General features: G+C 37.0%; 22 protein-coding genes. 17 read left to right on the top strand and 5 right to left on the bottom strand.

Annotated elements, in window-relative coordinates:
* Positions 1–12: 12 nt before the first annotated feature.
* The 3 genes from AC4PG0_RS01655 to AC4PG0_RS01645 all read right to left on the bottom strand — a co-directional run bounded on the left by AC4PG0_RS01655 (position 13) and on the right by AC4PG0_RS01645 (position 1525).
* Complete coding sequence (locus tag AC4PG0_RS01655) at positions 13–840, bottom strand: membrane protein insertase YidC (protein WP_003771748.1); 828 nt, start codon at positions 838–840, stop codon at positions 13–15.
* A gap of 36 nt (positions 841–876) precedes the next feature.
* Entirely contained in the window at positions 877–1158 is a 282-nt protein-coding gene (locus tag AC4PG0_RS01650; RefSeq protein WP_010991524.1) for a hypothetical protein, read from the bottom strand.
* 85 nt (positions 1159–1243) lie between these two features.
* The gene (locus tag AC4PG0_RS01645; RefSeq protein WP_003771753.1) at positions 1244–1525 is read right to left on the bottom strand and encodes an acylphosphatase; all 282 of its coding nucleotides are present in this window, start codon (positions 1523–1525) and stop codon (positions 1244–1246) included.
* 139 nt (positions 1526–1664) lie between these two features.
* On the opposite strand from AC4PG0_RS01645, the gene AC4PG0_RS01640 reads away from it, so the two are divergent.
* Both AC4PG0_RS01640 and fni read left to right on the top strand, forming a co-directional pair.
* Positions 1665–2012, top strand: coding sequence for a DUF1033 family protein (locus AC4PG0_RS01640; RefSeq protein ID WP_003766820.1), 348 nt, complete (start codon positions 1665–1667; stop codon positions 2010–2012).
* 39 nt (positions 2013–2051) lie between these two features.
* Entirely contained in the window at positions 2052–3128 is a 1077-nt protein-coding gene (fni, locus tag AC4PG0_RS01635) for a type 2 isopentenyl-diphosphate Delta-isomerase (protein ID WP_003771757.1), read from the top strand.
* 41 nt (positions 3129–3169) lie between these two features.
* On the opposite strand, the gene trhO is transcribed toward fni, so the two are convergent.
* Positions 3170–4129 (bottom strand): oxygen-dependent tRNA uridine(34) hydroxylase TrhO, encoded by a 960-nt coding sequence (gene trhO / locus AC4PG0_RS01630; RefSeq protein WP_033533052.1) that lies wholly within the window; start codon positions 4127–4129, stop codon positions 3170–3172.
* Between the two features lie 251 nt (positions 4130–4380).
* Between trhO and AC4PG0_RS01625 the strand changes: the two genes are divergently transcribed.
* Complete coding sequence (locus AC4PG0_RS01625; protein WP_003727465.1) at positions 4381–5307, top strand: YitT family protein; 927 nt, start codon at positions 4381–4383, stop codon at positions 5305–5307.
* A gap of 150 nt (positions 5308–5457) precedes the next feature.
* Positions 5458–7746 carry an FtsK/SpoIIIE family DNA translocase gene (locus AC4PG0_RS01620; RefSeq protein WP_045553028.1) on the top strand — a complete coding sequence of 763 codons (2289 nt, stop codon included), beginning with the start codon at positions 5458–5460 and terminating at the stop codon, positions 7744–7746.
* Between the two features lie 37 nt (positions 7747–7783).
* Here the strand turns inward: AC4PG0_RS01620 and proG are convergent, their stop codons facing one another.
* Positions 7784–8623 (bottom strand): pyrroline-5-carboxylate reductase ProG, encoded by an 840-nt coding sequence (gene proG / locus AC4PG0_RS01615; RefSeq protein WP_033533050.1) that lies wholly within the window; start codon positions 8621–8623, stop codon positions 7784–7786.
* Between the two features lie 353 nt (positions 8624–8976).
* Here proG and AC4PG0_RS01610 point away from each other — a divergent pair, with 353 nt between their 5' ends.
* From AC4PG0_RS01610 to AC4PG0_RS01550, 13 genes are all read left to right on the top strand, one after another.
* A complete protein-coding gene (locus tag AC4PG0_RS01610; protein ID WP_003766833.1) occupies positions 8977–10050 on the top strand; it encodes a BMP family lipoprotein in 1074 nt (357 codons plus the stop codon).
* Positions 10051–10483: 433 nt separating this feature from the next.
* On the top strand, positions 10484–12025 hold the full coding sequence (locus AC4PG0_RS01605; protein ID WP_492167502.1) for an ABC transporter ATP-binding protein: 1542 nt from the start codon (positions 10484–10486) through the stop codon (positions 12023–12025).
* Positions 12018–13070 carry an ABC transporter permease gene (locus AC4PG0_RS01600; protein WP_003762163.1) on the top strand — a complete coding sequence of 351 codons (1053 nt, stop codon included), beginning with the start codon at positions 12018–12020 and terminating at the stop codon, positions 13068–13070. Before AC4PG0_RS01605 ends, AC4PG0_RS01600 begins: the two co-directional genes overlap by 8 nt.
* Positions 13067–14017 carry an ABC transporter permease gene (locus AC4PG0_RS01595; protein ID WP_003727462.1) on the top strand — a complete coding sequence of 317 codons (951 nt, stop codon included), beginning with the start codon at positions 13067–13069 and terminating at the stop codon, positions 14015–14017. The genes AC4PG0_RS01600 and AC4PG0_RS01595 overlap by 4 nt, the downstream gene beginning before the upstream one ends.
* A 117-nt stretch (positions 14018–14134) precedes the next feature.
* On the top strand, positions 14135–15427 hold the full coding sequence (gene yfmF, locus AC4PG0_RS01590) for an EF-P 5-aminopentanol modification-associated protein YfmF (RefSeq protein ID WP_033533049.1): 1293 nt from the start codon (positions 14135–14137) through the stop codon (positions 15425–15427).
* Positions 15408–16694 (top strand): EF-P 5-aminopentanol modification-associated protein YfmH, encoded by a 1287-nt coding sequence (gene yfmH, locus AC4PG0_RS01585; RefSeq protein WP_492167503.1) that lies wholly within the window; start codon positions 15408–15410, stop codon positions 16692–16694. The genes yfmF and yfmH overlap by 20 nt, the downstream gene beginning before the upstream one ends.
* A 99-nt stretch (positions 16695–16793) precedes the next feature.
* A complete protein-coding gene (gene ymfI / locus AC4PG0_RS01580) occupies positions 16794–17525 on the top strand; it encodes an elongation factor P 5-aminopentanone reductase (protein WP_003771775.1) in 732 nt (243 codons plus the stop codon).
* A 48-nt stretch (positions 17526–17573) separates the two neighbouring features.
* Positions 17574–18509 carry a helix-turn-helix domain-containing protein gene (locus AC4PG0_RS01575; protein ID WP_003762172.1) on the top strand — a complete coding sequence of 312 codons (936 nt, stop codon included), beginning with the start codon at positions 17574–17576 and terminating at the stop codon, positions 18507–18509.
* 89 nt (positions 18510–18598) lie between these two features.
* Positions 18599–19177 carry a CDP-diacylglycerol--glycerol-3-phosphate 3-phosphatidyltransferase gene (gene pgsA / locus AC4PG0_RS01570; protein WP_003762173.1) on the top strand — a complete coding sequence of 193 codons (579 nt, stop codon included), beginning with the start codon at positions 18599–18601 and terminating at the stop codon, positions 19175–19177.
* 66 nt (positions 19178–19243) lie between these two features.
* The gene (locus AC4PG0_RS01565; RefSeq protein WP_492167698.1) at positions 19244–20491 is read left to right on the top strand and encodes a competence/damage-inducible protein A; all 1248 of its coding nucleotides are present in this window, start codon (positions 19244–19246) and stop codon (positions 20489–20491) included.
* Between the two features lie 268 nt (positions 20492–20759).
* Complete coding sequence (gene recA / locus AC4PG0_RS01560) at positions 20760–21806, top strand: recombinase RecA (RefSeq protein ID WP_003766841.1); 1047 nt, start codon at positions 20760–20762, stop codon at positions 21804–21806.
* 300 nt (positions 21807–22106) lie between these two features.
* Positions 22107–23669, top strand: coding sequence for a ribonuclease Y (gene rny, locus AC4PG0_RS01555; protein WP_003721904.1), 1563 nt, complete (start codon positions 22107–22109; stop codon positions 23667–23669).
* A gap of 115 nt (positions 23670–23784) precedes the next feature.
* On the top strand, positions 23785–24282 hold the full coding sequence (locus AC4PG0_RS01550; protein ID WP_010991532.1) for a GNAT family N-acetyltransferase: 498 nt from the start codon (positions 23785–23787) through the stop codon (positions 24280–24282).
* Positions 24283–24286: the final 4 nt, after the last annotated feature.

Here is a 24286-nt window from a genome sequence, read left to right as displayed (position 1 = left end):
TTGCGGTTTCTTTTATTTTTCTTTATTTTGTTCTTCTACAATTTGTTCAAATTCTTTTTCTTCTTGTTCCATTACTTTGATTTCTGGATGTTTATTCATATAAAGTTTCTTCGTTAGTAATGTTTGACCAGCTAAGAATAGTCCGCCGACAGCCCAATATAACGCTAGGGCAGAAGGAGCTGTGAAGGAAACGAATAAAATCATAATTGGCGACATTAAGCCGATAATTTTCATTTGTTTCTTTTGTTCTGGTGAATAACCAATCATGGAAACAAAATATTGTGCTAAGTAGACAAGACCTGCGATTATCGCAAGTACCATATCTGGTGAACCTAAGTTAAACCATAAGAATGTGTGACTAGCAATTTCGGAAGATCCGCGAATAGCATAATAGAACGCCATCAAAATCGGCATTTGAATAAGTAATGGTAGACAACCCATTTGCATCGGATTGATATTATACTTGGAATAAACGGCCATCATTTCTTTTTGAATATTTGCTTGTTCTTCTTTCGATGTAGCACGTTTTAGTCGAGCTTGAATTTCATCGATTTCTGGTTTGGCAACTGCCATTTTGGATTGCATGCCCATTTGAGCTTTAGCAGTACGTAAGTTTAGTGGCATAATGAGTGCACGGATAAGTAACGTTGTAATAATAATCGCAATCCCGTAATTACCCCCAACAAACTTTGCAACGAACATAATAAAGCTAGTAAATGGTTGGATTAGATAAGTACTGAAAAAACCATCTGTATTTTGTGACGGGTCCATACTACAACCTGTAAGTAATAGTAGAGCACCTAGTAATACGCTAATTAAAATAATATTTTTCTTTTTCAATGTTTCATTTTCCTCCTAAATAGTAAAATAATCATTTCATCTGTTGGAAAATGAAAAACTGTCTTCATCATCAGTAATGGCGCTACATTTCTTAGTAATAGCCAGCCAATTAATAATAAAATTAGGCGAGGTTCTAACAAAATGTGCTCGAAGTAAAGTCTTTACTGGCTTTAAGCAGGTAGCGTCAGCGGGTAGCACCATTTTCGGTTTTAATAATGTGATGGCCGACCAATAACTAAAAATCGTCAACATTAATAAAAACGTCACTGTGAGTGAAATGAATTCTGGTTCAAGTAAGATTTGCAAAATGGAAATCATGCCACGCAGTCGCTCCTTTCAAGGTTTTAGTACTCATTAACTATAATGCAAAAAGAGCTATAGCACAACCACTATTTTTGGATTTTTAATAAACAATATCAAACGTTTTTCGATCTTCAACAGGCGCGCCTTTATAAATGTAAACATGTTCAATACGGCAACCAGGTGAAGGTCCTTTTTTTATTGCATCAATAAATTTATTTAAGTTTTCTTCTTCTGCAATTGCATGAATTTCAACGGAACCATCGTCTAAATTTTTCACTGTTCCACTAATGTCATATTTGTAAGCGACGTGTTTTGTTGTGTAACGAAACCCAACACCTTGTACAAATCCAGTTACTCTCAAAATCGCTGTATCTCTAGCCATGACGAAACCAACTCCTTTTATTTTTCCTTACTACCAGTGTATCTTTTTTTGTTGTTACTTTCAAAAATTTGCATTCCAGTATTTCAAAGGAGCTTATGCTATAATATGTGTATTATATTTAGTGTTGGGAGTTTTTGATATGACAAAATGGAATGTCTATCTAACTAAAGGAGAATACGAGCCTTGGTGGTTTTTTGAGGAATGGGAAACTTCTATTCAAGCAGACTTTACTTTTTCAGAAAAAGAAGCTGCGTTTGCGAAGTACCAAGAATTAGCAGAAGGTTTACTGCGAAATTACCCTAACCATCAAACAAAGAAAGATTGTTTGTTAGCGGCTTGGAATGAGGAAGAAGTAGAATATTGCGAAGACTGTGAAGACGATATTCAAACTTTTCATGGACTTATTTTATTTTTTAATGGAGAAGTATATCAACCAACTTCTGAAGAGAAAGAAACCATTTTTAAAAACGTTTTAACTTTTGCTTAAGGTTAGAAAGAAATTAGCGATTTTTTGGAGGATTAATACATGCAGAAGAACGATGACTTATTACGAGAACGCCGGAAAGACGAACATGTTGCTCTTGGTGTAAAGCAAAATGAGAACTTAGCTCCGTCGAGTTTAGAAGATATTCAATTGATTGGGACATCTATCCCGCGCTACAATGTGAAAGATATTGATCTAACAACAACTTTTTTAGGAGCAACAGTACCATTTCCATTTTATATTAATGCTATGACAGGAGGAAGCCGGCATACAAAGAGAATTAATGCCGAACTCGCTGAAATAGCTCGCGAAGTAGCTATCCCGATGGCCGTTGGTTCCCAGTCTGCAGCTCTAAAAAACAGTTCGCTAATAGATACATATCAAGTCGTTAGAGAAGTTAATCCAAAAGGTATCATTTTAGCCAACGTTAGCCCAGAAGTGGATATTCAAGACGGAATTCGCGCAATCGAAATGTTAGAAGCAGATGCGCTACAAATTCATATAAATCCTGCGCAAGAATTGGTGATGCAAGAAGGCGACCGTTCCTTTAGTCACTGGTTATCAAGAATCGAAGCATATGTAAAAAATTCTCCAGTACCAGTTGTCGTCAAAGAGGTTGGTTTTGGAATGACACGAGAGACTGTAAAGACTCTAGCTGAAATCGGCGTTACAACAGTAGATTTAGCCGGAAAAGGTGGAACTAACTTTGCGCAAATTGAAAATGATCGCCGCCGCGACCAAGCCTATAATTTTTTACTTGATTGGGGTATTTCAACTGGGCAAGCATTAATAGATATGCAACATGCTGACGCGCCAAAAATAGCATATTTAGCATCTGGAGGTATTAGAAACCCGTTAGATATTGTCAAAGCACTTGCGCTAGGAGCAGATAGTGTTGGGATGGCTGGGCAAATTATTTATTCACTGAAAAAAGATGGTGTATCAAAAACGATCGAAAAGTTAGAACTTTGGAAAGAACAGTTGCGAGGACTCTTTGTTTTAGCAAATGCGAAAAATATTGCAGAACTAAAAGAAACACCATTAATTGTAAGTGGTGAACTTGCAAAATGGGGTAGTTTACGAGAAATTGATTTAGTTCAACTTGCAAATAGAAAATAAAAAAACCAGCAGCTATTCATTTAGCAATGCTGGTTTTTCGTTTATTGAACCGTTTCCGGTAAAGTTTCATCAATCGCTTGAAGTCGTTCTGTAAATTCTTCTTTAGATAATTCTTTTGTATAAAGATTTGCTGGGTGAACGCGGCATTCATGCGAACAACTGCGCAAATATTTTTTTTCGTTTTCTAAAGAAGCGAGAATTTGTTTATTACAATATGGATTTGCACAATTGATATAACGTTCGCAAGGTGTGCCGTCAAAGTAATCTTTCCCTACAATAGTAGGATTTACTTGGTTAATTGGAACGGCGATTCTTTCATCAAAGACGTACATTTGTCCATCCCATAGTTCACCTTTTGTTTCTTCATTTTTACCGTACGTTGCAATGCCGCCATGAAGTTGACTTACATCTTCAAAGCCCGCAGTTTTCAACCAGCCAGAAAATTTCTCGCAGCGAATTCCACCAGTGCAATAAGTAACGATTTTTTTATCTTCTAGTTGATCGCGATTATCTTCAATCCAGCCTGGTAGTTCACGGAAGTTCTGAATATCTGGGCGAACTGCACCACGAAAATGGCCAATATCAAATTCATAATCATTCCGAGCATCTAAAATAACAGTATCCTCGTCTAGTAGTGCTTCGCGAAATTCAGCAGGTTCTAAATAATCACCTGTAATTTCAAGTGGATTGACATCTTCTTCTAAACTTAAACTAACAATTTCAGCACGAGGTCTGACATGCATTTTTTTGAAAGCATGGGAGTCAGCCGCGTCAATTTTAAATACCATATCAGCGAAGCGAGCGTCATTTGCCATATAATCCATATATTTGTTTGTTGCTTCTACTGTTCCCGAAACGGTGCCATTAATCCCCTCAGTAGCCACCAAAATCCGGCCTTTTAACTCCATTTCTTTGCAAGCAGCAAGATGCTCTTTTGCAAAAGTTTCTGGATCATCAATCGTTGTGTATTTGTAATATAACAACACTTGATAGTCACTCATAATCTTATCACCCTTCAAAATGTATTTCATGTGTAAGAAAAATTCTCCACAAGTTTGCGCATTAATACTATACTATAGCAAATTAAGACTGGCAAGTAACCGAACCGTAAAATAAATGCTTCTTATAGTTAACTATATGTACAAGTACAAAACAGCTATGGTATACTTATTAAATATGAAGCGAAAATTTTGTTGATGAAAGCAAATCCTGTTTTCATTGCCTAAAATAAAGAATGAAGTAAGGATTGGGCGTGAGCTATGTGCAAATAAATGAATCGTTTATGGAAGAACTAGCTTTAAAAAAAGTAAAACAAGAACGCAGAAAAAGACTGAAGTGGTTTGTTTATAAATTTCTAATGATTACCTTTGGGGCGATTTTAATGGGGGTAGGTTTAGAACTTTTCCTTGTAAACAACCGGATTTTAGATGGTGGAGTCGTTGGTATTTCCATTATTATTTCTCAGTTAACACCGCTACCTTTAGGGGTTTTAACTTTTGTACTTAATATTCCATTTTTCATTATTGGTTACCGGAAAATCGGAAAAGTTTTTGCACTTTTTACTTTGTACGGGATTGCAGTTATGTCGATCGTGACACTTGTTTTACATGATATGGACCCAGTGACAGATGATTTATTACTTGCGACTGTTTTTGGTGGAATGACACTCGGTCTTGGTGTAGGACTTGTTATTCGTAATGGTGGAGCACTTGATGGGACTGAGATTATTTCCATCATTATCAACGGAAGAACACCATTTTCAACCGGGCAAATTATTATGTTTATCAATATTGTGATTTTCATCGTTGCTGGACTTGTATTTAACTGGGACAGAGCTATGTATTCATTAATTACGTATTTCCTTGCGTATAAAGTTATTGATATTGTTATTCAAGGTGTAGATGAATCGAAAAGTGCTTTTATTATTAGTCGGTATTACGAGGAAATCGGTGCAGAAATCATGGAGCAACTAGGAAAAGGCGTAACATACTTAGATGCAACTGGTGGATACTCTGGTGATGTAAGAAAAGTAGTTTTCGTTATCGTCTCAAGATTTGAAGAAGTGAAAGTGAAAGCTATTCTGGACGAAATAGATCCAGATGCCTTCTTAGCTGTCGGGGGAAGCATGTCAGAAGTCCGCGGCGGAAAGCTGATGAATACGAAAACACCACACCTATAACAAAGCTAAAACCATATGTCTCTTACTTGAGATATGTGGTTTTTTGACGAAAGGAAACATTTGTTTGTATAATAGGGCTATAGTATGAGCTACAGGACGGATAGATGTGCTATAATAAAACAAGCAAAAAAGGAATAGGTGGGACTTGAAATGGCGACACAAAAGAAAAAAACGGCTGGGCGAAAGAAAACGTCCACACGTTCAAAAAAGAAAAAATCAGCTTCTTTTCGTTTAGAGATAACGGGTGCTGTTCTGATAGCAATAGGGATAATCGGGATTTTACAATTAGGTTTTGTTGGCAGAGGTTTCTTTGCCCTGGCTGAAATGTTTGTTGGTCTTCTTAGTTATGTATTACTTGCTGGGAGTATCGTTCTCGGCGGATACATGGTAATTAGAAGAAAGATGCCACACCTTTTTAGCAAACGATTAGTAGGTGTCTATCTCATTGTTTTAGGATTTTTAACGTATATACATATGTATTTCATCATCCATAATTTAGGTGCCAATGCGCCTGTTGTTTCTAGTACATGGAAATTAGTTCTAGAAAATTTATTTAGACCAAATCAAGTAGGTTTTGTTGGTGCAGGAATGATTGGGGCTGCTATTACTTCAGTTACCTATTTCTTACTAGACCGACTTGGAACGAATATTATTGCCATTCTTTTAATCATTTATGGATTTTCACTAGTTTCAGGTATTTCTGTACGCCAATTTTTCTCGAAAATTACTGAATTCGTTCGCTACTTATTTTCAAAAGGTAAGGCTGCAACGGAAAAAGGGAAAGAAGTAAAAGCTAAACGAGATAAAAAGAAAGCGGAAAAATTAGTTGAAGTAGAAGCGGATGAAGTAATCGAGGTAAGCCAACCAATAGATGCTTCAAAAGAAGAAAAAACACCGCCAATTATTTCGAATTTTAGTTCTAAAGTAGAACAAGAAAAAGCCCCTCTAGAAGAAAAAACAGAGTCCGATGTGAAAGAAAAAGATTTAGAAATGTTCCAACAAGAGTCTTTTGAAAATGAAATCTATCAATTACCGTCAGTGGATATTTTAGAACCTGCCAAAGTAACTGATCAAAGTAAAGAATACGATCAAATTAAAGTTAATGCGAAAAAATTAGAAGACACATTCGAAAGTTTTGGTGTGAAAGCAAAAATCACTCAAGTGCATCTTGGGCCAGCCGTTACAAAATATGAAGTGCAACCGTCAGTCGGAGTCAAAGTGAGTAAAATTGTTTCCTTAAGTGATGATATTGCGCTTGCTTTAGCAGCGAAAGATATTCGCATTGAGGCGCCAATTCCTGGTAAATCAGCAATTGGAATTGAAGTAGCAAATCAGAATGTAGCGATGGTTTCTTTACGGGAAGTACTAGAAAATAATCCAAAAAATAACCCAGATGAAAAATTACAAATTGCTCTTGGTCGAGATATTTCTGGTGAAGCAATGATGGCAAGTCTTGATAAAATGCCCCATTTACTTGTAGCGGGGGCGACTGGTAGTGGTAAATCGGTTTGTATTAATGGGATTATTACGAGCATTTTGCTTCGAGCTAAACCACATGAAGTAAAAATGATGATGATTGATCCAAAAATGGTTGAATTAAATGTTTATAATGGTATCCCGCATTTACTAGCACCAGTTGTTACTAATCCCAAAAAGGCAGCTCAAGCTTTACAAAAAGTAGTTGCTGAAATGGAGCGGCGTTATGATTTATTTTCGCATACAGGCACACGAAATATGCAAGGTTATAATGATTACGTAAAAAAACATAATGAACTTAACGAAGAAAAACAACCGGAATTACCATTTATTGTTGTGATAGTAGATGAGTTAGCCGACTTAATGATGGTTGCTTCGAACGATGTGGAAGATGCGATTACACGACTTGCGCAAATGGCACGTGCCGCGGGAATTCATTTGATTATCGCGACTCAACGTCCATCTGTGGATGTAATTACTGGAGTCATTAAAGCGAATATCCCATCTCGAATCGCTTTTGCAGTATCGAGTTCGATAGATTCAAGAACAATTCTTGATATGGGTGGAGCAGAAAAACTACTAGGTCGCGGAGACATGTTGTTACTGCCAGTCGGTTCTAGTAAGCCAACTCGTATTCAAGGCGCCTTTTTATCAGATAAAGAAGTAGAAGATGTAGTTAATTATGTTATCTCACAACAAAAAGCGCAGTACAACGAGGAAATGATTCCTGATGATATTCCTGAAGTTGAAGGGGAAGTAACGGATGAGCTGTATCATGAAGCAGTCGAACTTGTTGTAGAAATGCAAACAGCTTCCGTTTCGATGTTACAACGAAAATTCCGAATTGGTTATAACCGGGCAGCCAGATTAATTGATGAAATGGAGCAAAGAGGAGTAGTTGGACCTCATGAAGGTAGTAAACCGCGACGGGTCAATGTGGAACTTCCTCCAGATATAGAATAAATAAAAAGAGGTTGCGACTAAAATCGCAACCTCTTTTTTAAGAAAGTAGATCTCGTTTTTGAGCTTCAATTTCTTTTTTACTTGTAGCGTATTTTCCTTGAGTACGGTCAAGTAATTCATCGAAAAAAGAAGGTAAGTTGCTTTTGCTAAGTTCAACGCCTTCAGCTGTAATCCCGCCTTTTGTAGCAACACGGTCGATTAAACCGCTAAATGTATAATCTTCCTCCACTAAGAGTTTAGAAGTCCCAGCTAAAGCAAAATTAATCATTTGAAAAATTTCCGCATCTGACAAAGTCGATCTGCGAAGAGCCGCTTCCACGAATTGTTCGAAAATAGCCGCTATAATACCAGGTGAGGAACTCGTTAAGTCACTCGCAATGTCAATATTTTCTTCTCGAATTGTCATCACATGTCCGAAATTTTCAAAAGCTGATTCTAACCAATTGCTGTTCGTTTCCGAAACAGTATCTGCGTGTGAAATTAAGGTAGTTCCAACACTAACTACTGTTGTGATTGAAGGTATTAATTTACTTACTTGTAAACTCGGAGATAGTTCCAAAATATCAGAAGTACTAACCCCAGCTGCAATCGAAATCACATGGCGATCTGCTGTTAATACAGCCTCGCAATCTTTAATAAGGGGCAACACAGCTAAAGGTAATTTACAAATAAAGCTATGATCTGCTTTTGTAAAAACTTCTGCTTCATTGGCTGCTAATTCGGTTGTAGGATATTTATCATAAAATTGCTTGAAATGGTCGTTTGCCGAACTAGAGTAAAGGATGATTTCCTCTGGAGTACAAACCTTTGTTTCAATCAATTTAGTGGCTATCAACGTTGCCATACTCCCAAAACCGATAAAACCTATTTTTGTCATTTTCATCCCGCCTTTCATCGTTATTTTTTATTATGAAGGGAATAAAATCGGATTGCAAATAAATCAGATTGTTTGCTTTTTCACGTTAACGCGCTTCCACCTAGGGATAAGCTTGAAATCGAATGATTCCGACAGAATTAAATTTTCTGAATTCATTTGCATTAAAAATTTATGAAGTTGGTTATTTATTTATTTTATTTTCCATGTTATATTAAGAACAGTTAGAGAAGACGTTAAATGTTTTTGTGCGTTTTCCGAAAAAGGGACCATACATAATTTTTTAATACGCGCCTGAATGTTTGTTTTGACAGAAAGCTCTGACTAACATTATATCTCTCGGGAGGGGTTTTAAGGTGAAAAAGCGTACATTTGCTTTAGCACTATCAATGATTATTGCTTCTGGCGTTGTCTTAGGTGCTTGTGGTTCGAGCAGCGACGATAAAAAAAGTGGCGATGATAAGAGCAGTAAAGATTTTACAGTAGCTATGGTTACAGATACTGGTGGCGTTGATGACCGTTCGTTTAACCAATCAGCATGGGAAGGCTTACAAAAATTTGGTAAAGCTAACGACATGGAAAAAGGTACAGACGGTTATAACTATTTGCAATCAGCTTCTGAAGCAGACTACAAAACAAACTTAAACACTGCTGTTCGTAGCGACTATGATTTGATTTACGGAATTGGTTACAAACTGAAAGATGCAATTGAAGAAGTTTCTAAACAAAAACCTAAAAATCAATTCGCTATTGTTGATGACACAATTGATGACCGTGATAATGTAGTAAGTATTGGATTTAAAGATAACGATGGTTCTTACCTAGTTGGTGTTGTAGCCGGCTTAACAACAAAAACAAATAAAGTTGGATTTGTTGGTGGGGTAAAAGGAGCTGTTATCGACCGTTTTGAAGCTGGTTTCACTGCTGGTGTAAAAGCTGTTAATCCTAACGCACAAATTGATGTACAATATGCAAACGATTTCGCAAAAGCAGACAAAGGACAACAAATTGCTTCTTCCATGTATTCAAGTGGAGTTGACGTAATTTTCCATGCTGCTGGCGGTACTGGTAACGGTGTCTTTGCAGAAGCTAAAAACCTGAAGAAAAAAGATCCTAGCCGTGCTGTTTGGGTAATCGGTGTTGACCGTGACCAATGGGACGAAGGAAAAGTTACAGCAAACGATGGCAAAGATTACAATGTAACACTTACATCTGAAATCAAACGCGTTGATATCGCTGTAGATGACCTTGCAACTCGTACTAAAGCTGGAGATTTCCCTGGCGGAACTAAAATTGAATATGGTCTTGATAAAGATGCTGTAGGGCTATCTGAACATCAAGATAATATTTCTAAAGACGTTTTAGCTAAAGTAGAAGAATACAAACAAAAAATCGTTGATGGGGACATTAAAGTTCCAGAAAAACCTTGATTTTATAGTTATAAAAACTGAGTAATATGAACGAAGTAAAACCTTTTATGAAAGTCGGTATTAAGCATATCGGCTTTCATAAAAAAATAATTTGTAAGCGTTTTAATATGATAGGTAAACCCTTTTACTAAAAGAAAATAATCGGTATATTGGAATTTATGATTGCAATGAATGCCATTTAGAAATAAAATAAGGAGATGGCTTTTTTAACCGCTTAAAAATGTGAGGACAAGCTTTTGTACATAGATGGTATAATGAAACGTATTTAGCAACATACCGAAGCACTTTAGCGAAAAAAGTCATTGAACAACAAACGGATAAAAAACTCGGAACCTTCTTCGGGAGGAAGTACGGGGAGAGGCGGCGTCCTTCGAGAGAATCGCGCGTGTGGCTGTTTTTCCAGTTTGAACCAGACGACAAGGGGAGTGAAGAAGTGGACTTTGTTATTGAAATGTTAGGAATCAGGAAGGAATTCTCTGGATTTGTAGCAAATGATAACATCACCTTACAGTTAAAGCAGGGCGAAATCCATGCTTTGTTAGGTGAGAATGGCGCAGGAAAATCTACGCTAATGAACGTCTTGTTTGGTCTATATGAACCAGATGGTGGAGAAATTCGTGTTCGCGGTACTAAAGAAAATATTAATAGCCCGAACAAAGCGAATGAACTTGGAATCGGAATGGTCCATCAGCATTTCATGTTAGTGGATAAATTTACGGTTGCAGAAAACATCATCCTTGGTAAAGAGCCAAGCAAGCTCGGAGTTATCGAGAAGAAAAAAGCGGTAGAAGAAATTAAAGAAATCTCTGACCGATATGGTTTACGAGTTGATCCAAATGCTATTGTCCGCGATATTTCTATCGGAATGCAACAACGTGTGGAAATCTTAAAAACACTATATCGTGGTGCGGATATCTTGATTTTTGATGAACCAACAGCTGTTTTAACGCCCCAAGAAATTAAAGAATTGATTCAAATCATGCGTTCTCTTATAAAAGAAGGGAAATCAATTATTTTAATTACACATAAACTAAAAGAAATTATGGATGTTTGTGATCGCGTAACTGTTATCCGCCGTGGTAAAGGCATGGGTACAGTAAACGTTCCAGAAACAACTCCGCAAGACTTAGCTAATTTAATGGTTGGTCGTGAAGTCGTTTTTACAACGGAAAAAATCGCTGCAACTCCTGGGAAAGACGTTTTAGAAGTAAAAGATTTAGTTGTTAAAGAAAGCCGCGGCGTCGAAAGTGTTCGTGGACTTAATTTGACTGTTCGAGCGGGCGAGATTGTCGGAATTGCTGGGGTCGATGGTAATGGTCAAAGTGAACTCATTTCTGCAATTGCAGGTCTTTCTAAAGTAACAAGTGGAAGTATTCTTCTAAATGGTGAACACATTGAGAATAAAAAACCACGTAAAATTACGGAAGCTGGTTTAGGACATATTCCAGAAGATCGTCATAAACATGGTTTAGTACTTGAGATGTCACTTGGAGAAAATATTGCTTTACAAACGTACTATAAGAAACCTATTTCTAGTAAGGGTTTCTTGAATCACAAAGCAATGTATGACTTTGCACGCGAGTTAATTGAAGAATACGATGTTCGCGCAAGTAGCGAATACGTAGCAGCAAAATCACTTTCTGGTGGTAACCAACAAAAAGCGATTATTGCAAGGGAGATACACCGTAATCCAGATTTCTTAATTGCGGCTCAACCAACACGTGGACTAGATGTTGGAGCAATTGAATTCATTCATAGACGCTTGATTGAACAACGAGATAATGGAAAAGCTGTTTTACTTATGTCGTTCGAATTAGATGAAATCATGAATGTAAGTGACCGTATTGCGGTTATATACGAAGGGAAAATCGTTGCTATTGTTGATCCGAAAGAAACAACGGAGCAAGAACTTGGTCTGATGATGGCTGGTTCATCCAAACAGGAAGCGGAAATGGGGGAGAAAGAGCATGTCTAAACGACTACAAGCATTAGTTATCCCAGTTACAGCCGTTATCCTTGGACTTATCTGCGGTGCGATTATCATGCTTATTTTTGGATATGACCCAATTGCTGGTTATTCAGCACTTATAGAAGGTGTCGTTGGTGAAAATTTCTATATTGGTGAAACAATCCGCCAAGCTACACCGTACATTTTAGTTGGTCTATCTGTTGCAGTTGCATTTAAAGCCGGACTTTTCAATATTGGTGCGGAAGGTCAAATGCTGATGGGCTGGTTAGGTTCCATTATCATCGCTGTAAACTTTGATGGTTTAACTAAATGGATTCATTTACCACTTGCAATTATTACTGGTATGGTTTTTGGTGCACTTTGGGCATTCATTCCAGGTATTTTAAAAGCAACTTTACGAGTAAATGAAGTTATTGTAACAATCATGCTTAACTATACAGCACTTTATATTTTCAACTATGTAGTACAAAATTTACTTACAGACGGATTAGATAAAACACAAGAAATTCATGCATCTGCGTCTTTACAATCTGAATTATTGCAATCAATGACTGATTATTCGTCACTACATTGGGGGATTTTAATAGCCCTTGGTTTTGCACTTATTATTTGGTTAATGTTAAATAAAACTACTTTTGGTTATGAAATCGAAGCAGTCGGATTTAACGAAAATGCATCGCAATATGCCGGTATGAGTGTAAAGAAAACAATTATCTTTTCTATGGTTATTGCCGGAGCGCTCGCTGGTCTTGGTGGCGTAATGGAAGGCCTTGGAACTTATGGAACGGCTTATGTATTAACTTCTTCTCCAGGAATTGGTTTTGACGGTATTGCCGTTGCGTTACTCGGAGGAAGTTCTCCAATTGGGATTGTCTTCTCTGCCATCTTGTTCGGCGCTCTAAAAGTCGGAGCACTAAACATGCCAGCAGTTGCAGGCGTTCCAAACGAATTAGTCAATGTAATTATCGCTCTGATTATCTTCTTTGTGGCATCCAGCTACATTATCCGCTGGGCGATGGCAAAATTTAAGAAGGGGGCGAAAGCAGAATGACAGCCATTTTAGCGACAATTGTTTCTAGTACACTGCTTATGGCAGGCCCACTAATTTTTACCGCACTCGGGGGCGTTTATTCAGAACGAGGCGGTGTGGTTAATATTGGACTAGAAGGTATGATGGTTATGGGAGCATTCTCAGCTATCGTCTTTAACCTTACTTTCCAAGATACTTTTGGCAATTTAACTCCTTGGATATCACTTATTGCGGCTATGGTCGTTGGGGGATTGTTCTCTCTTGTTCATGCCGTTGCAACAATTAACTTCCGCGCTGACCACGTAATCAGTGGTGTAGCGATTAACTTTTTAGCAACTGGTCTATCTTTATTCCTTGTAAAAGTAATTTATGATAAAGGCCAAACTGACCAAATTAAATATTACTTTGGTAAACCAGATATTCCTGTTTTAAGTGATATTCCAGTTATTGGTGATATTTTCTTTAAAAACATTCCGGTGATGAGTTATGTGGCGATTCTATTTGCAATCGCATCGTGGTTTATCATTTATAAAACGCGCTTTGGTTTACGTCTTCGTTCTGTAGGGGAACATCCTCTTGCAGCTGATACGATGGGAATTAAAGTACGTTGGATGAGATACCAAGGTGTTATCATCTCTGGTATTCTTGGTGGTCTAGGTGGTGCAGTTTACGCGCAATCCTTTACACTTGATTTCGGACACGCAACTATTTCCGGTCAAGGTTATATGGCCCTTGCAGCAATGATCTTTGGTAAATGGAATCCACTTGGAGCAATGGGAGCAGCAATCTTCTTCGGTTTTGCGCAATGTTTGGCAATTACTGGGGGCTCGCTACCGTTTTTCAAAGACATTCCAGACGTTTACTTACAAATTGCGCCTTATGTATTAACAATCCTTGCGCTAGTTGGGTTTATCGGTAAATCCGAAGCTCCAAAAGCAGATGGTGTTAACTACATTAAAGGCAAATAAAACATTAGGACAGCCTAGATATTATTCTAGGCTGTTTTTTTATGCTAGAAAATTGTGTGTGGCAACAACTTAGGATACAATAGGAAAGTGAGATCATTGCTTGAAAGGAGCATTATAATGACAGACAAAATATTTCAAGAAAAAGTTGGTCCGGTTGCACTAACAATCGTTCCCACCCAAAAATATAAATCTAATAAAATTGTTTTTAAATTTCGCGCTCCATTAGAGAGAGAAACAGTTACAAAAAGATCATTATTATCAATTTTGCTAGAAACAAACAGTGAAAAATATCCGACGCAAACGGCTTTCAGAAAGCAGTTAGCTAACTTATATGGCGCAAACTTCTATACAACTACGGCCAAAAAAGGAAATGAACACGTTTTAACTGTCGTTTTCGATATGATAGACGGTCAATATGTTTCTGATGGCGAGAATATTTTAAAAGATGCATTTGCTTTTATCGAACAAGCCATATTTCAGCCAAATGCAACAAATGGCGCTTTTGATGAAGAAATAGTTGCTCGTGAAAAAGAGAATTTAAAAAGCAGTTTAGAAGGAATTTATGATGATAAAATTCGTTTTGCTTCTAAAAGACTAGTAGAAGAAATGTTCCAAGACGATGAATTCCGCTACGGCGCGGCAGGAGTTTTAGAAGATGTTGATGCGATCACTGCAAAAGATTTATATGAATACTATTTGAAATTTATCAAAGAAGATGTCATTGAAATTTTTATTTGCGGCGATGTAACAAAAGAAGAAGTTATGCCGCTTATCGAAAAGATGGCTTTTTCACCCCGTCCAGAACGAAAAGGTGTTTTCTATACAAAAGAGGCGCCAAAAGAAACTCGTGTCATCCATGAGCAACAAGCAATCAATCAAGGGAAACTAGTGCTTGGTTATCAAACAGAAACATTATTTGGAGACGATGATTTTGTTGCTCTTCAACTCGCTAATGGACTTTTAGGTGGCTTTGCAAATTCCAAAATCTTTATCAATGTTCGTGAAAAAGCAAGTCTAGCTTACTATGCTTCCAGCCGAATTGATTCTTTCAAAGGCTATATGATAATTTCAGCGGGAATTGATGAAGTGAATTATAAACAAGCTTTAACCATTATTGAAGAACAAATCGTCGCAATGAAACAAGGCGATTTCACTGAAGACGAATTAAATCAAACAAAAGAAATGCTCATTAATCAATTGCTTGAAACAAATGACCAAGCACAAGGTTTAATTGAACTTGCTTATAATAACGTTTTACGCGAAGCAAACTTAGACCTAGAAAATTGGATCATAAAAATTAAACAAGCAACAAAACAAGAAGTAGTTGCTGCTATTAATAAAATCAAGCCAGACACAATATATTTCTTGAGCAAGGGAGGAGAAGAACTTCATGGAAAAAATCACATTTGAACAAGTAAAAGAAGCTGTATTTCATGAAAAAATGTCTAATGGTTTACAAGTCTACCTTCTTCCAAAACAAGGATTTAGTAAGACGTATGCTGTTTTTACAACTAACTACGGTGCAATTGACAATAATTTCGTTCCAATTGGCGAAACTGAATTCACTAAAGTACCCGATGGTATAGCTCATTTTTTAGAGCATAAAATGTTCGAAAAAGAAGACGGTGATGTATTTTTTAAATTCGGTGAAAAAGGCGCTTTTACGAATGCCTTTACTTCATTTACAAAAACTGCCTATCTTTTCTCAAGCACCTCTCGTGTAGAAGAAAACTTAGAAACATTAATCGATTTCGTGCAAGAACCATATTTTACAGAAGAAACAGTTGAAAAAGAAAAAGGAATTATCGGTCAAGAAATCAGAATGTATGATGATGATCCAGATTTTCGCGCTTACTTTGGTGTAATCGAAAATATGTATCACAACCATCCAGTGAAAATTGATATTGCTGGAACTGTTGAATCAATTGCAGAAATTAACAAAGATTTGCTGTACCTTTGTTATAATACTTTTTATCATCCAAGCAATATGGTACTGTTTGTCGTTGGTAACCTTGAGCCAGAAGAAATGATGAACCAAATTCGCGCAAATCAAGCGAAAAAAGATTTTACAGAGGCAGCTCCAATCAAACGTCATTTTCCAGATGAACCAAAAACTGTCGCTGTAAAAGAACGTAAAATTCACTTTCCAGTACAAATTGCTAAAAATATGGTAGGTATTAAAGAAGATATAGGCTCTCTAGAAGGACAAGCAGCACTTAAACAAGAAATTATTGGTGATGTAGCGCTTGAAATGCTTTTTGGAACTACATCTGATACTTATTTAGAATTGTACAACGAAGGAATTATTGATGATAGTTTTGGTTATGATTATACACTTCAAGACAGTTTTTCCTTTGTCCTTGTTGGTGGGGATGCAAAAGCCCCAGATATGCAAACAACTAAAATTATTGAGGCGATTCAAGCAGCAGCTAAAAACGGCTTAAATGAAGCGGATTTAGCTTTAGTAAAACGTAAACGTATTGGACAATTTTTACGCTCGCTTAATTCACCAGAGTTTATTGCCAACCAATTTAGCCAATATGTAATGAAATCTGCTTCTCTCTTTGATATTTTACCTTTAATGGAAACAGTTACATTAGAAGAAGTAAATAATTTTGTGAAAAATCTGGACAGTGAAGAGCGCACTACTAGTTTCCAATTGCTTCCAGAAAAATAATCGTTCTGTGTCTTTTTTACTTTTTTTTGTATAAAAAATGGCATAAATTCCTGAGTCATGCTATCATAAAAGAAATAGACTGGAAAGGGTTGCCTTTTTTTGGATAAAGATATAAAATATGCTTTTGTAACTGGAGCTAGCGGAGAAATAGGTCAAGCGATTTGTATATCACTTGCGAAAGCTGGCTGGAACTTGTATCTTCATTATCATCAAAATAAACAAGCTGTGGAGAATTTATTACCACTACTACAAGCTGAAAAAATAGATGTATTTCTTATTCAAGCTGATTTCGATGATGTTGCAAGTTTAGCAGAAATGGAAAAGCAAGTTTTTCAAGTAGATGCATTTATCCATGCAGCAGGGCATTCTCACTATGCTTTATTCCAGGATACAACAGATATAGAGACTACAAAATTATGGAATGTGCACATGTTTATGCCAATGCGTTTAATCCGCACTTTCATACCAAAGCTAATGAAAAGCAATCAAGGAAGGATTGTTTTCATCAGTTCTATATGGGGAGAAGTCGGAGCATCAATGGAAGTAGTTTATTCCACTGTAAAAGGGGCTCAAATCGCCTTTTGCCGAGCACTAAGTCAAGAATTAGGGCCTTCTGGAATAACTGTTAATGCAGTGACACCAGGAGCGGTAGAAACGAAAATGATGGATCAATTTTCAGCGAATGAAAAAGAAGAACTTCGTGAGGAAATTCCCTTGAAACGCTTTGCAAAACCTGAAGAAATTGCAGAAACTGTAGAATTTTTAATAAGCAAAAAAGCAAGCTATATCACTGGAGAAGTTTTGCGCCTAAATGGCGGTTGGCTTATGTAATTTTAGTAAAAAGTGGAAAATTGAAATAGTAATGGTAGGTGTTTAATTTTGACAGAACTCGGTGATAAACTGAAACAAGCTAGACGTGAAAAAGGACTCAGTTTAGACGACTTGCAACAAATAACGAAAATTCAAAAACGTTATTTAATAGCGATTGAAGAAGGAAACTATGCTGTAATGCCTGGAAAATTTTATGCAAGGGCATTTATTAAACAATATGCAGAAGCAGTTGGACTAGATAGTGCGACACTTTTTGATGAGTTTGAAAGCGAGGTTCCTGAAACACCGCAACAAGAAGTAGTAAATAATGAGCCAACTCGTGTACAAAGTAAAAGAAATCCTATGCCCGCTCAATCGGTCGGCAATCAAGCTAACTCTCGTAATCGTTTCTTTGATATTTTACCAAAAATTCTTATTGCTTTATTTATTGTTTTTATTCTTTTCATTGTTTGGTTTTTCTTGCTTAATAAACAAGATAATACCTCTGAAAAAGTTAAAACTGATACAAGCAATCCGACTGTAAAAGTAGAAGATTCTACTAAAAATAAAGACACAAACAAAGATACAGAGAAAAAAGACACAACATCTGATGAAAAAAAAGCAACAGATACAACTGAAAAACCAGAAGACACAGCTAAAGAAGTTGAAGTAACTAAAGGTGAAACATCTGGTAACGAAACTAGTTATACAGTAAAAAACACTGATAAAATGACACTTTCTCTTAGCGCGACTGGTGACTCTTGGATTGGCGTGTCGGATGCAAACGGAAGCACCATTAAAAACGTGACGTTATCCACATCCAACCCTTCTACCGAAATTGATTTAGGAGATAACAAAACAGTTTCTATCGTTATTGGAAACTCGCCTGTTACAACTGTTAAAGTCAATGGTAAAGAGTTAGAACTTGCTCCAACGCTTGTTAAACAAGTGTTAACTATTAATTTAGAAGCAAGTGATACTACTAGTAACTCAGATGCAGAATAATTTGTTTTATATGGCGAAATCTACTCATTAGGTTTCGCCAACATTTTTATCATTACATACTGTTTAAATGTAAAAAAGGGGAGAAAAAGATGAATTTACCAAATAAATTAACGGTTATCCGTATTTTTATGATACCAATTTTTGTCGTTCTATGTGTTGTACCATTTGACTGGGGAAGTGTCTCTTGGCTTGATTCGACCATTCCAGTTACAAGTTTAGTAGCAACTATTATTTTCATCGTAGCTGCCCTTACAGACTGGTTTGATGGGCATCTTGCACGTAAATATAATTTAATTACAAACTTCGGTAAATTTGCGGATCCAATGGCAGATAAATTACTTGTAGCTGCAGCATTTATCATTCTAGTTGAAATGCATATTGCTCCTTCTTGGGTAGTTATTTTAATCATCAGTCGCGAACTCGCTGTAACAGGTCTACGTTTACTTCTTGTAGAAGGCGGCGAAGTTTTAGCAGCTGGCCAACTTGGAAAAATTAAAACATTCACACAAATGATTGCAATTCCACTTATGTTATTAAACAATTTCCCATTTGCTTGGACAGGTATCCGTGTTGACTTAATTTTCTTATATGTATGTGCATTCTTTGCAGTATGGTCTGGAATAGACTATTTCTACAAAAATCGCGGAGTATTTAAAGGTTCTATGTAATAAATAAAAAAGCATACCATTGTGTGCTTTTTTTCTATACAAAAAAATGAATGGAGATGGATTCAAATGGCAAGCGCAGAAATTATTGCAGTTGGAACAGAACTTTTACTAGGACAAATCGTGAACTCTAATGCTGCTTTTATTTCAGAAGAATTAGCAGCTAACGGGATTTATGTCTACCATCACACTGTCGTTGGTGACAACTCTAAACGTTTAAAAGATGTGATAGACATTGCTGAAAAACGTAGTGATATTCTCATTTTTACGGGTGGATTAGGTCCTACAGAAGATGATATTACGAAACAAATTTTAGCAGAACACCTACAGAAAAACTTAGTAGAAGATGCGTTTCATATGAACAAAATCACGGAGTATTTTGCTTCAAGAAATAGAACAATGACGGAAAATAACAAATTGCAAGCTGTAATTATTGAAGGATCTACTGTATTAAATAATGATTATGGCTTTGCTGCAGGAATGTTCTTAAAAGAAAATAATCATACGTACATCTTACTTCCAGGCCCACCTTCAGAAATGAAACCGATGTTTTCGAGTTATGCTGAACCTTTACTCGTAAGTGAAAGTGCTGAGAAAAATGTGTTAGAGTCTAAAATAATGCGCTTTTTCGGTATTGGAGAATCGCAATTAGCAGCAGATTTAAATGATATGATTTTAGCGCAAGTAAATCCTACTATTGCTACATATGCAGGTGATAATGAAGTAGTTGTGCGGATTACTGCTACTGCAAAGACTAAAGAGGAAGCAAGTGCCCTTGTGAACGAAACGGAACAAGAAATTTTACACAGAGATGGAACTTTTTTATACGGTTATGGCGAAGTTTCTTTACCAGAATTAGTAACAGCCATGCTGCTTGAAAAAAATATCACTATTTCCGCTGCTGAAAGTTTTACCGCTGGATTATTCCAAGCAGAAATTGCCCGTTTTCCTGGTATTTCTAAAATTTTTAAAGGTGGTATGGTCACATACAGCGAAGAGACAAAACAATCTATTCTTGAAGTCTCACCTCAAACAATAAAAGAAAATGGCGTCGTAAGTTCAGAATGCGCGAAAGAAATGGCGAAGAATGTCAGCAGACTTTGTAACACTGATATAGGTATTAGTTTTACCGGCGTTGCAGGACCAGACAGTCTAGAAGGACATCCGGCAGGTACTATTTGGATAGGCTTGCATGTAGCTGGTTTTGAAACAGAAGCTTATCAGTTCGTTTATGGTAGAGATCGAAATCACAATCGCCGTCGTGCTGTAAAACAAGGCTTTCAGTTAATTAAGCAATTTTTAGATACAAATAAGTAATTTTCCTTTATAGAAAAGAATAAAAACAGCTTTATAATATACAAATAAGCGATAAAAAAGTATTAGACGAACGCTTGGAATCCCGTTATAATGGGGAAGAAAGCAGCCGGTGCTTACACAAAATAAAAAATACGAATAAATGTTCGCTTTTTGCTTGCTTCTCGCTTTGAAATGCGTTATAGTAATTCTAGGAAAAACATTCTGACTGTTTTTTTAGAGAGAAGAAGCAAAAAAACAGCTATTAGAATATTATGAAGGAGGCAACAACGTGAATGATCGTCAAGCGGCATTAGACCAAGCATTAAAACAAATTGAAAAACAATTCGGTAAAGGTTCCATTATGAAATTAGGGGAACATTCAGACCAAAATATATCTACTATTTCTAGTGGCTCATTAGCATTAGATATTGCTTTAGGAGTTGGCGGATATCCGCGGGGACGTATTATTGAAGTATACGGACCTGAGAGTTCTGGTAAAACAACTGTTGCACTACATGCGATTGCAGAAGTCCAAGCACAAGGTGGAACAGCAGCATTTATCGACGCCGAACATGCTCTAGATCCAGCTTATGCAAAAAATCTAGGTGTAAACATTGATGAGCTATTACTATCGCAACCGGATACAGGGGAACAAGCTTTAGAAATCGCTGAAGCACTAGTTAGAAGTGGCGCTGTTGATATGTTAGTTATTGACTCTGTTGCAGCTCTTGTACCACGCGCTGAAATTGAAGGCGAGATGGGAGATGCCCACGTTGGTTTGCAAGCACGTTTAATGTCCCAAGCTTTAAGAAAACTTTCAGGTGTTATTAATAAATCGAAAACGATTGCTATCTTCATCAACCAAATTCGTGAAAAAGTTGGTGTTATGTTCGGGAATCCTGAAATCACTCCTGGTGGCCGTGCGCTTAAATTCTATTCTACTGTCCGTTTAGAAGTAAGACGTGCTGAGCAGTTGAAGCAAGGTACTGATGTAATGGGTAACAAAACAAAAATAAAAGTTGTAAAAAATAAAGTAGCACCACCATTCCGTATCGCTGAAGTGGATATTATGTACGGAGAAGGTATTTCACGTGAAGGTGAACTTGTTGATATGGCTGCTGAAGTTGATGTAATTAACAAGAGTGGTTCTTGGTATTCTTATAAAGAAGAACGTATCGGACAAGGTCGTGAAAATGCAAAACAATATCTAAAAGAACACACAGACATTCGAGACGAAATCTCTAAACGCGTTCGCGAAGAATACGAAATTGATGGCACTAACAAAGAACCTTTAGACGAAAATGAAGAAACATTAAGTTTGCTTGATGATGAATAATTACTAGTAAATACGTGATAGGGAAATTACTTCCTATCACGTATTTTTTGCTATTTAAAAAAATCTCAGGAAAATAAGCCGTCATTTCATTCCTTTTCTTGACATTGTATGCTTTGACCTATAAAATTAAGTTGTATATTTTATATTGCTGGGAGACAAGGGGGAAGTTTTTCCTTTGAAAATCGGCTTCAACTGAATGGGGAGATTAGCACTCGGTTGTTGATGAAAAATACGCATGTGCCAGAATTCTGGTCACCGACATAACAATAACGAAAATTGAATAGCAAAGGAGGTGTAAGGATGACAATCGCAATCACGATCATCTCCAGTTTGCTTTTCTTAATCGTCGGTCTAGTTGTTGGTTCTCTAATTTTTAAATCTAGTACAGAGAAAAAACTGGCTGCTGCAAGGGGGACTGCTGAATTAATTGTAGAAGATGCAAAGAAAGAAGCAGAAACTACAAAAAAAGAAGCATTGCTTGAAGCGAAGGAAGAGAATCATAGGTTACGTACTGAAATCGAAAATGAACTTCGTGGGCGAAGAACAGAGACACAGAAAGCAGAAAATCGCTTATTGCAAAGGGAGGAAAACCTCGACCGTAAAGATACTTCTTTAAGTAAACGAGAAGCTACACTTGAAAGAAAAGAGGAGAGTATCAGTAAACGTCAACAACAAATTGAAGAGAAAGAAAGCAAACTAGCTGAGATGATTCAAGCGGAGCAGACAGAACTCGAAAGAATTTCTGCGCTCAGCAAAGAGGAAGCGAAATCTATCATCCTTAACCAGGTAGAAGAGGAATTAACACATGATACAGCAATCATGGTCAAAGAATCAGAAAACCGGGCCAAGGAAGAGTCGGATAAAAAAGCAAAGAATATTCTCTCACTAGCTATCCAGCGTTGTGCAGCTGATCATGTGGCAGAAACAACGGTATCTGTTGTTACCTTACCAAATGATGAGATGAAAGGACGGATTATCGGCCGTGAAGGACGTAATATCCGTACGCTAGAAACGCTAACAGGGATTGATTTGATAATTGATGATACCCCGGAAGCAGTTATACTTTCCGGATTTGATCCAATTCGACGTGAAATCGCTAGAATCGCCTTAGAAAAACTTGTTCAAGATGGAAGAATCCATCCAGCTCGAATTGAAGAAATGGTGGACAAAGCCCGTAAAGAGGTGGACGAACACATTCGTGAAGTCGGGGAACAAGCTACATTTGAAGTTGGAATTCATTCCATCCATCCTGATTTGATAAAAATTCTTGGCCGCTTGCGTTACCGTACTAGTTATGGACAAAACGTTCTTAACCACTCACTCGAAGTTTCGAAACTTGCTGGAATTCTAGCAGGAGAGCTTGGCGAAGACGTTACGCTTGCTAAACGGGCCGGACTACTTCATGATATTGGGAAAGCAATTGACCATGAAATTGAAGGAAGTCACGTTGAAATCGGCGTAGAACTTGCTACTAAATACAAAGAAAATGATGTGGTAATCAATAGTATTGCTTCCCATCATGGTGATACAGAAGCTACTTCTGTTATCGCAGTATTGGTTGCAGCAGCGGATGCACTTTCAGCTGCAAGACCAGGAGCTCGTAGTGAAACGCTTGAAAATTACATTCGTCGTTTAGAAAAATTAGAAGAAATTTCTGAGTCTTACGATGGTGTAGAAAAATCTTATGCTATCCAAGCGGGACGTGAAGTACGTATCATCGTTGAACCAGATACAATTGATGATCTATCTTCCTACCGACTTGCTCGTGACATAAGAAAACGAATTGAAGAGGAATTAGATTATCCTGGTCATATCAAAGTGACTGTAATTCGTGAAACAAGAGCAGTTGAATACGCTAAATAATATTTAAAAGATACATCGCAAATTTATTTTGTGATGTATCTTTTTTTAATCGGTTGCCTAGCTTGATTAAGAACGGTATAATCAAAGGATAGATGAAAAAAGGGAGGCGGAGTTTTTGGGTGAGTGGAAAATTTTGCCGATGCTAAAAGAACATTATTCTGGTGTAGCTAGAGTGCATCAAGAAGGTATAGATACCGGAAACGCTACTTTTCAAGAAAAGACGCTATCTTTTGAAGCTTGGGATGAGAAGTACTTAAAAACTTGCCGCTTAGTGGTTTTAACGGAGGGTCAAGTGATTGGTTGGGCGGCACTGTTGCCATTTTCAAGTATGCATGCTTATCGCGGAGTAGCTGAATTAAGCATTTATATAGCAAAAAGCGCTCGAGGAAAAGGCATCGGAAAAGCTCTTATGCAAGCAATTATTCAAACAAGTGAGCAAAACGGCTTCTGGACTTTGCAATCTTTAATTTTTCCGGAAAATGAAGCGAGTATTATACTTCATCATACATACGGCTTCCAAACTTTATGCATCCACGAAAAACTCGGTGAAATGAATGGCGTTTTTCGAGATGTCGCATTATTAGAACGTAGAAGTAATAGAAACGGAGAATAACGAA

Source organism: Listeria sp. MAN/IMW/UF464, assembly GCF_058683955.1.
The sequence above is the reverse complement of the archived record's forward strand: the minus strand, read 5'-3'. Positions and strand labels throughout refer to the sequence as shown.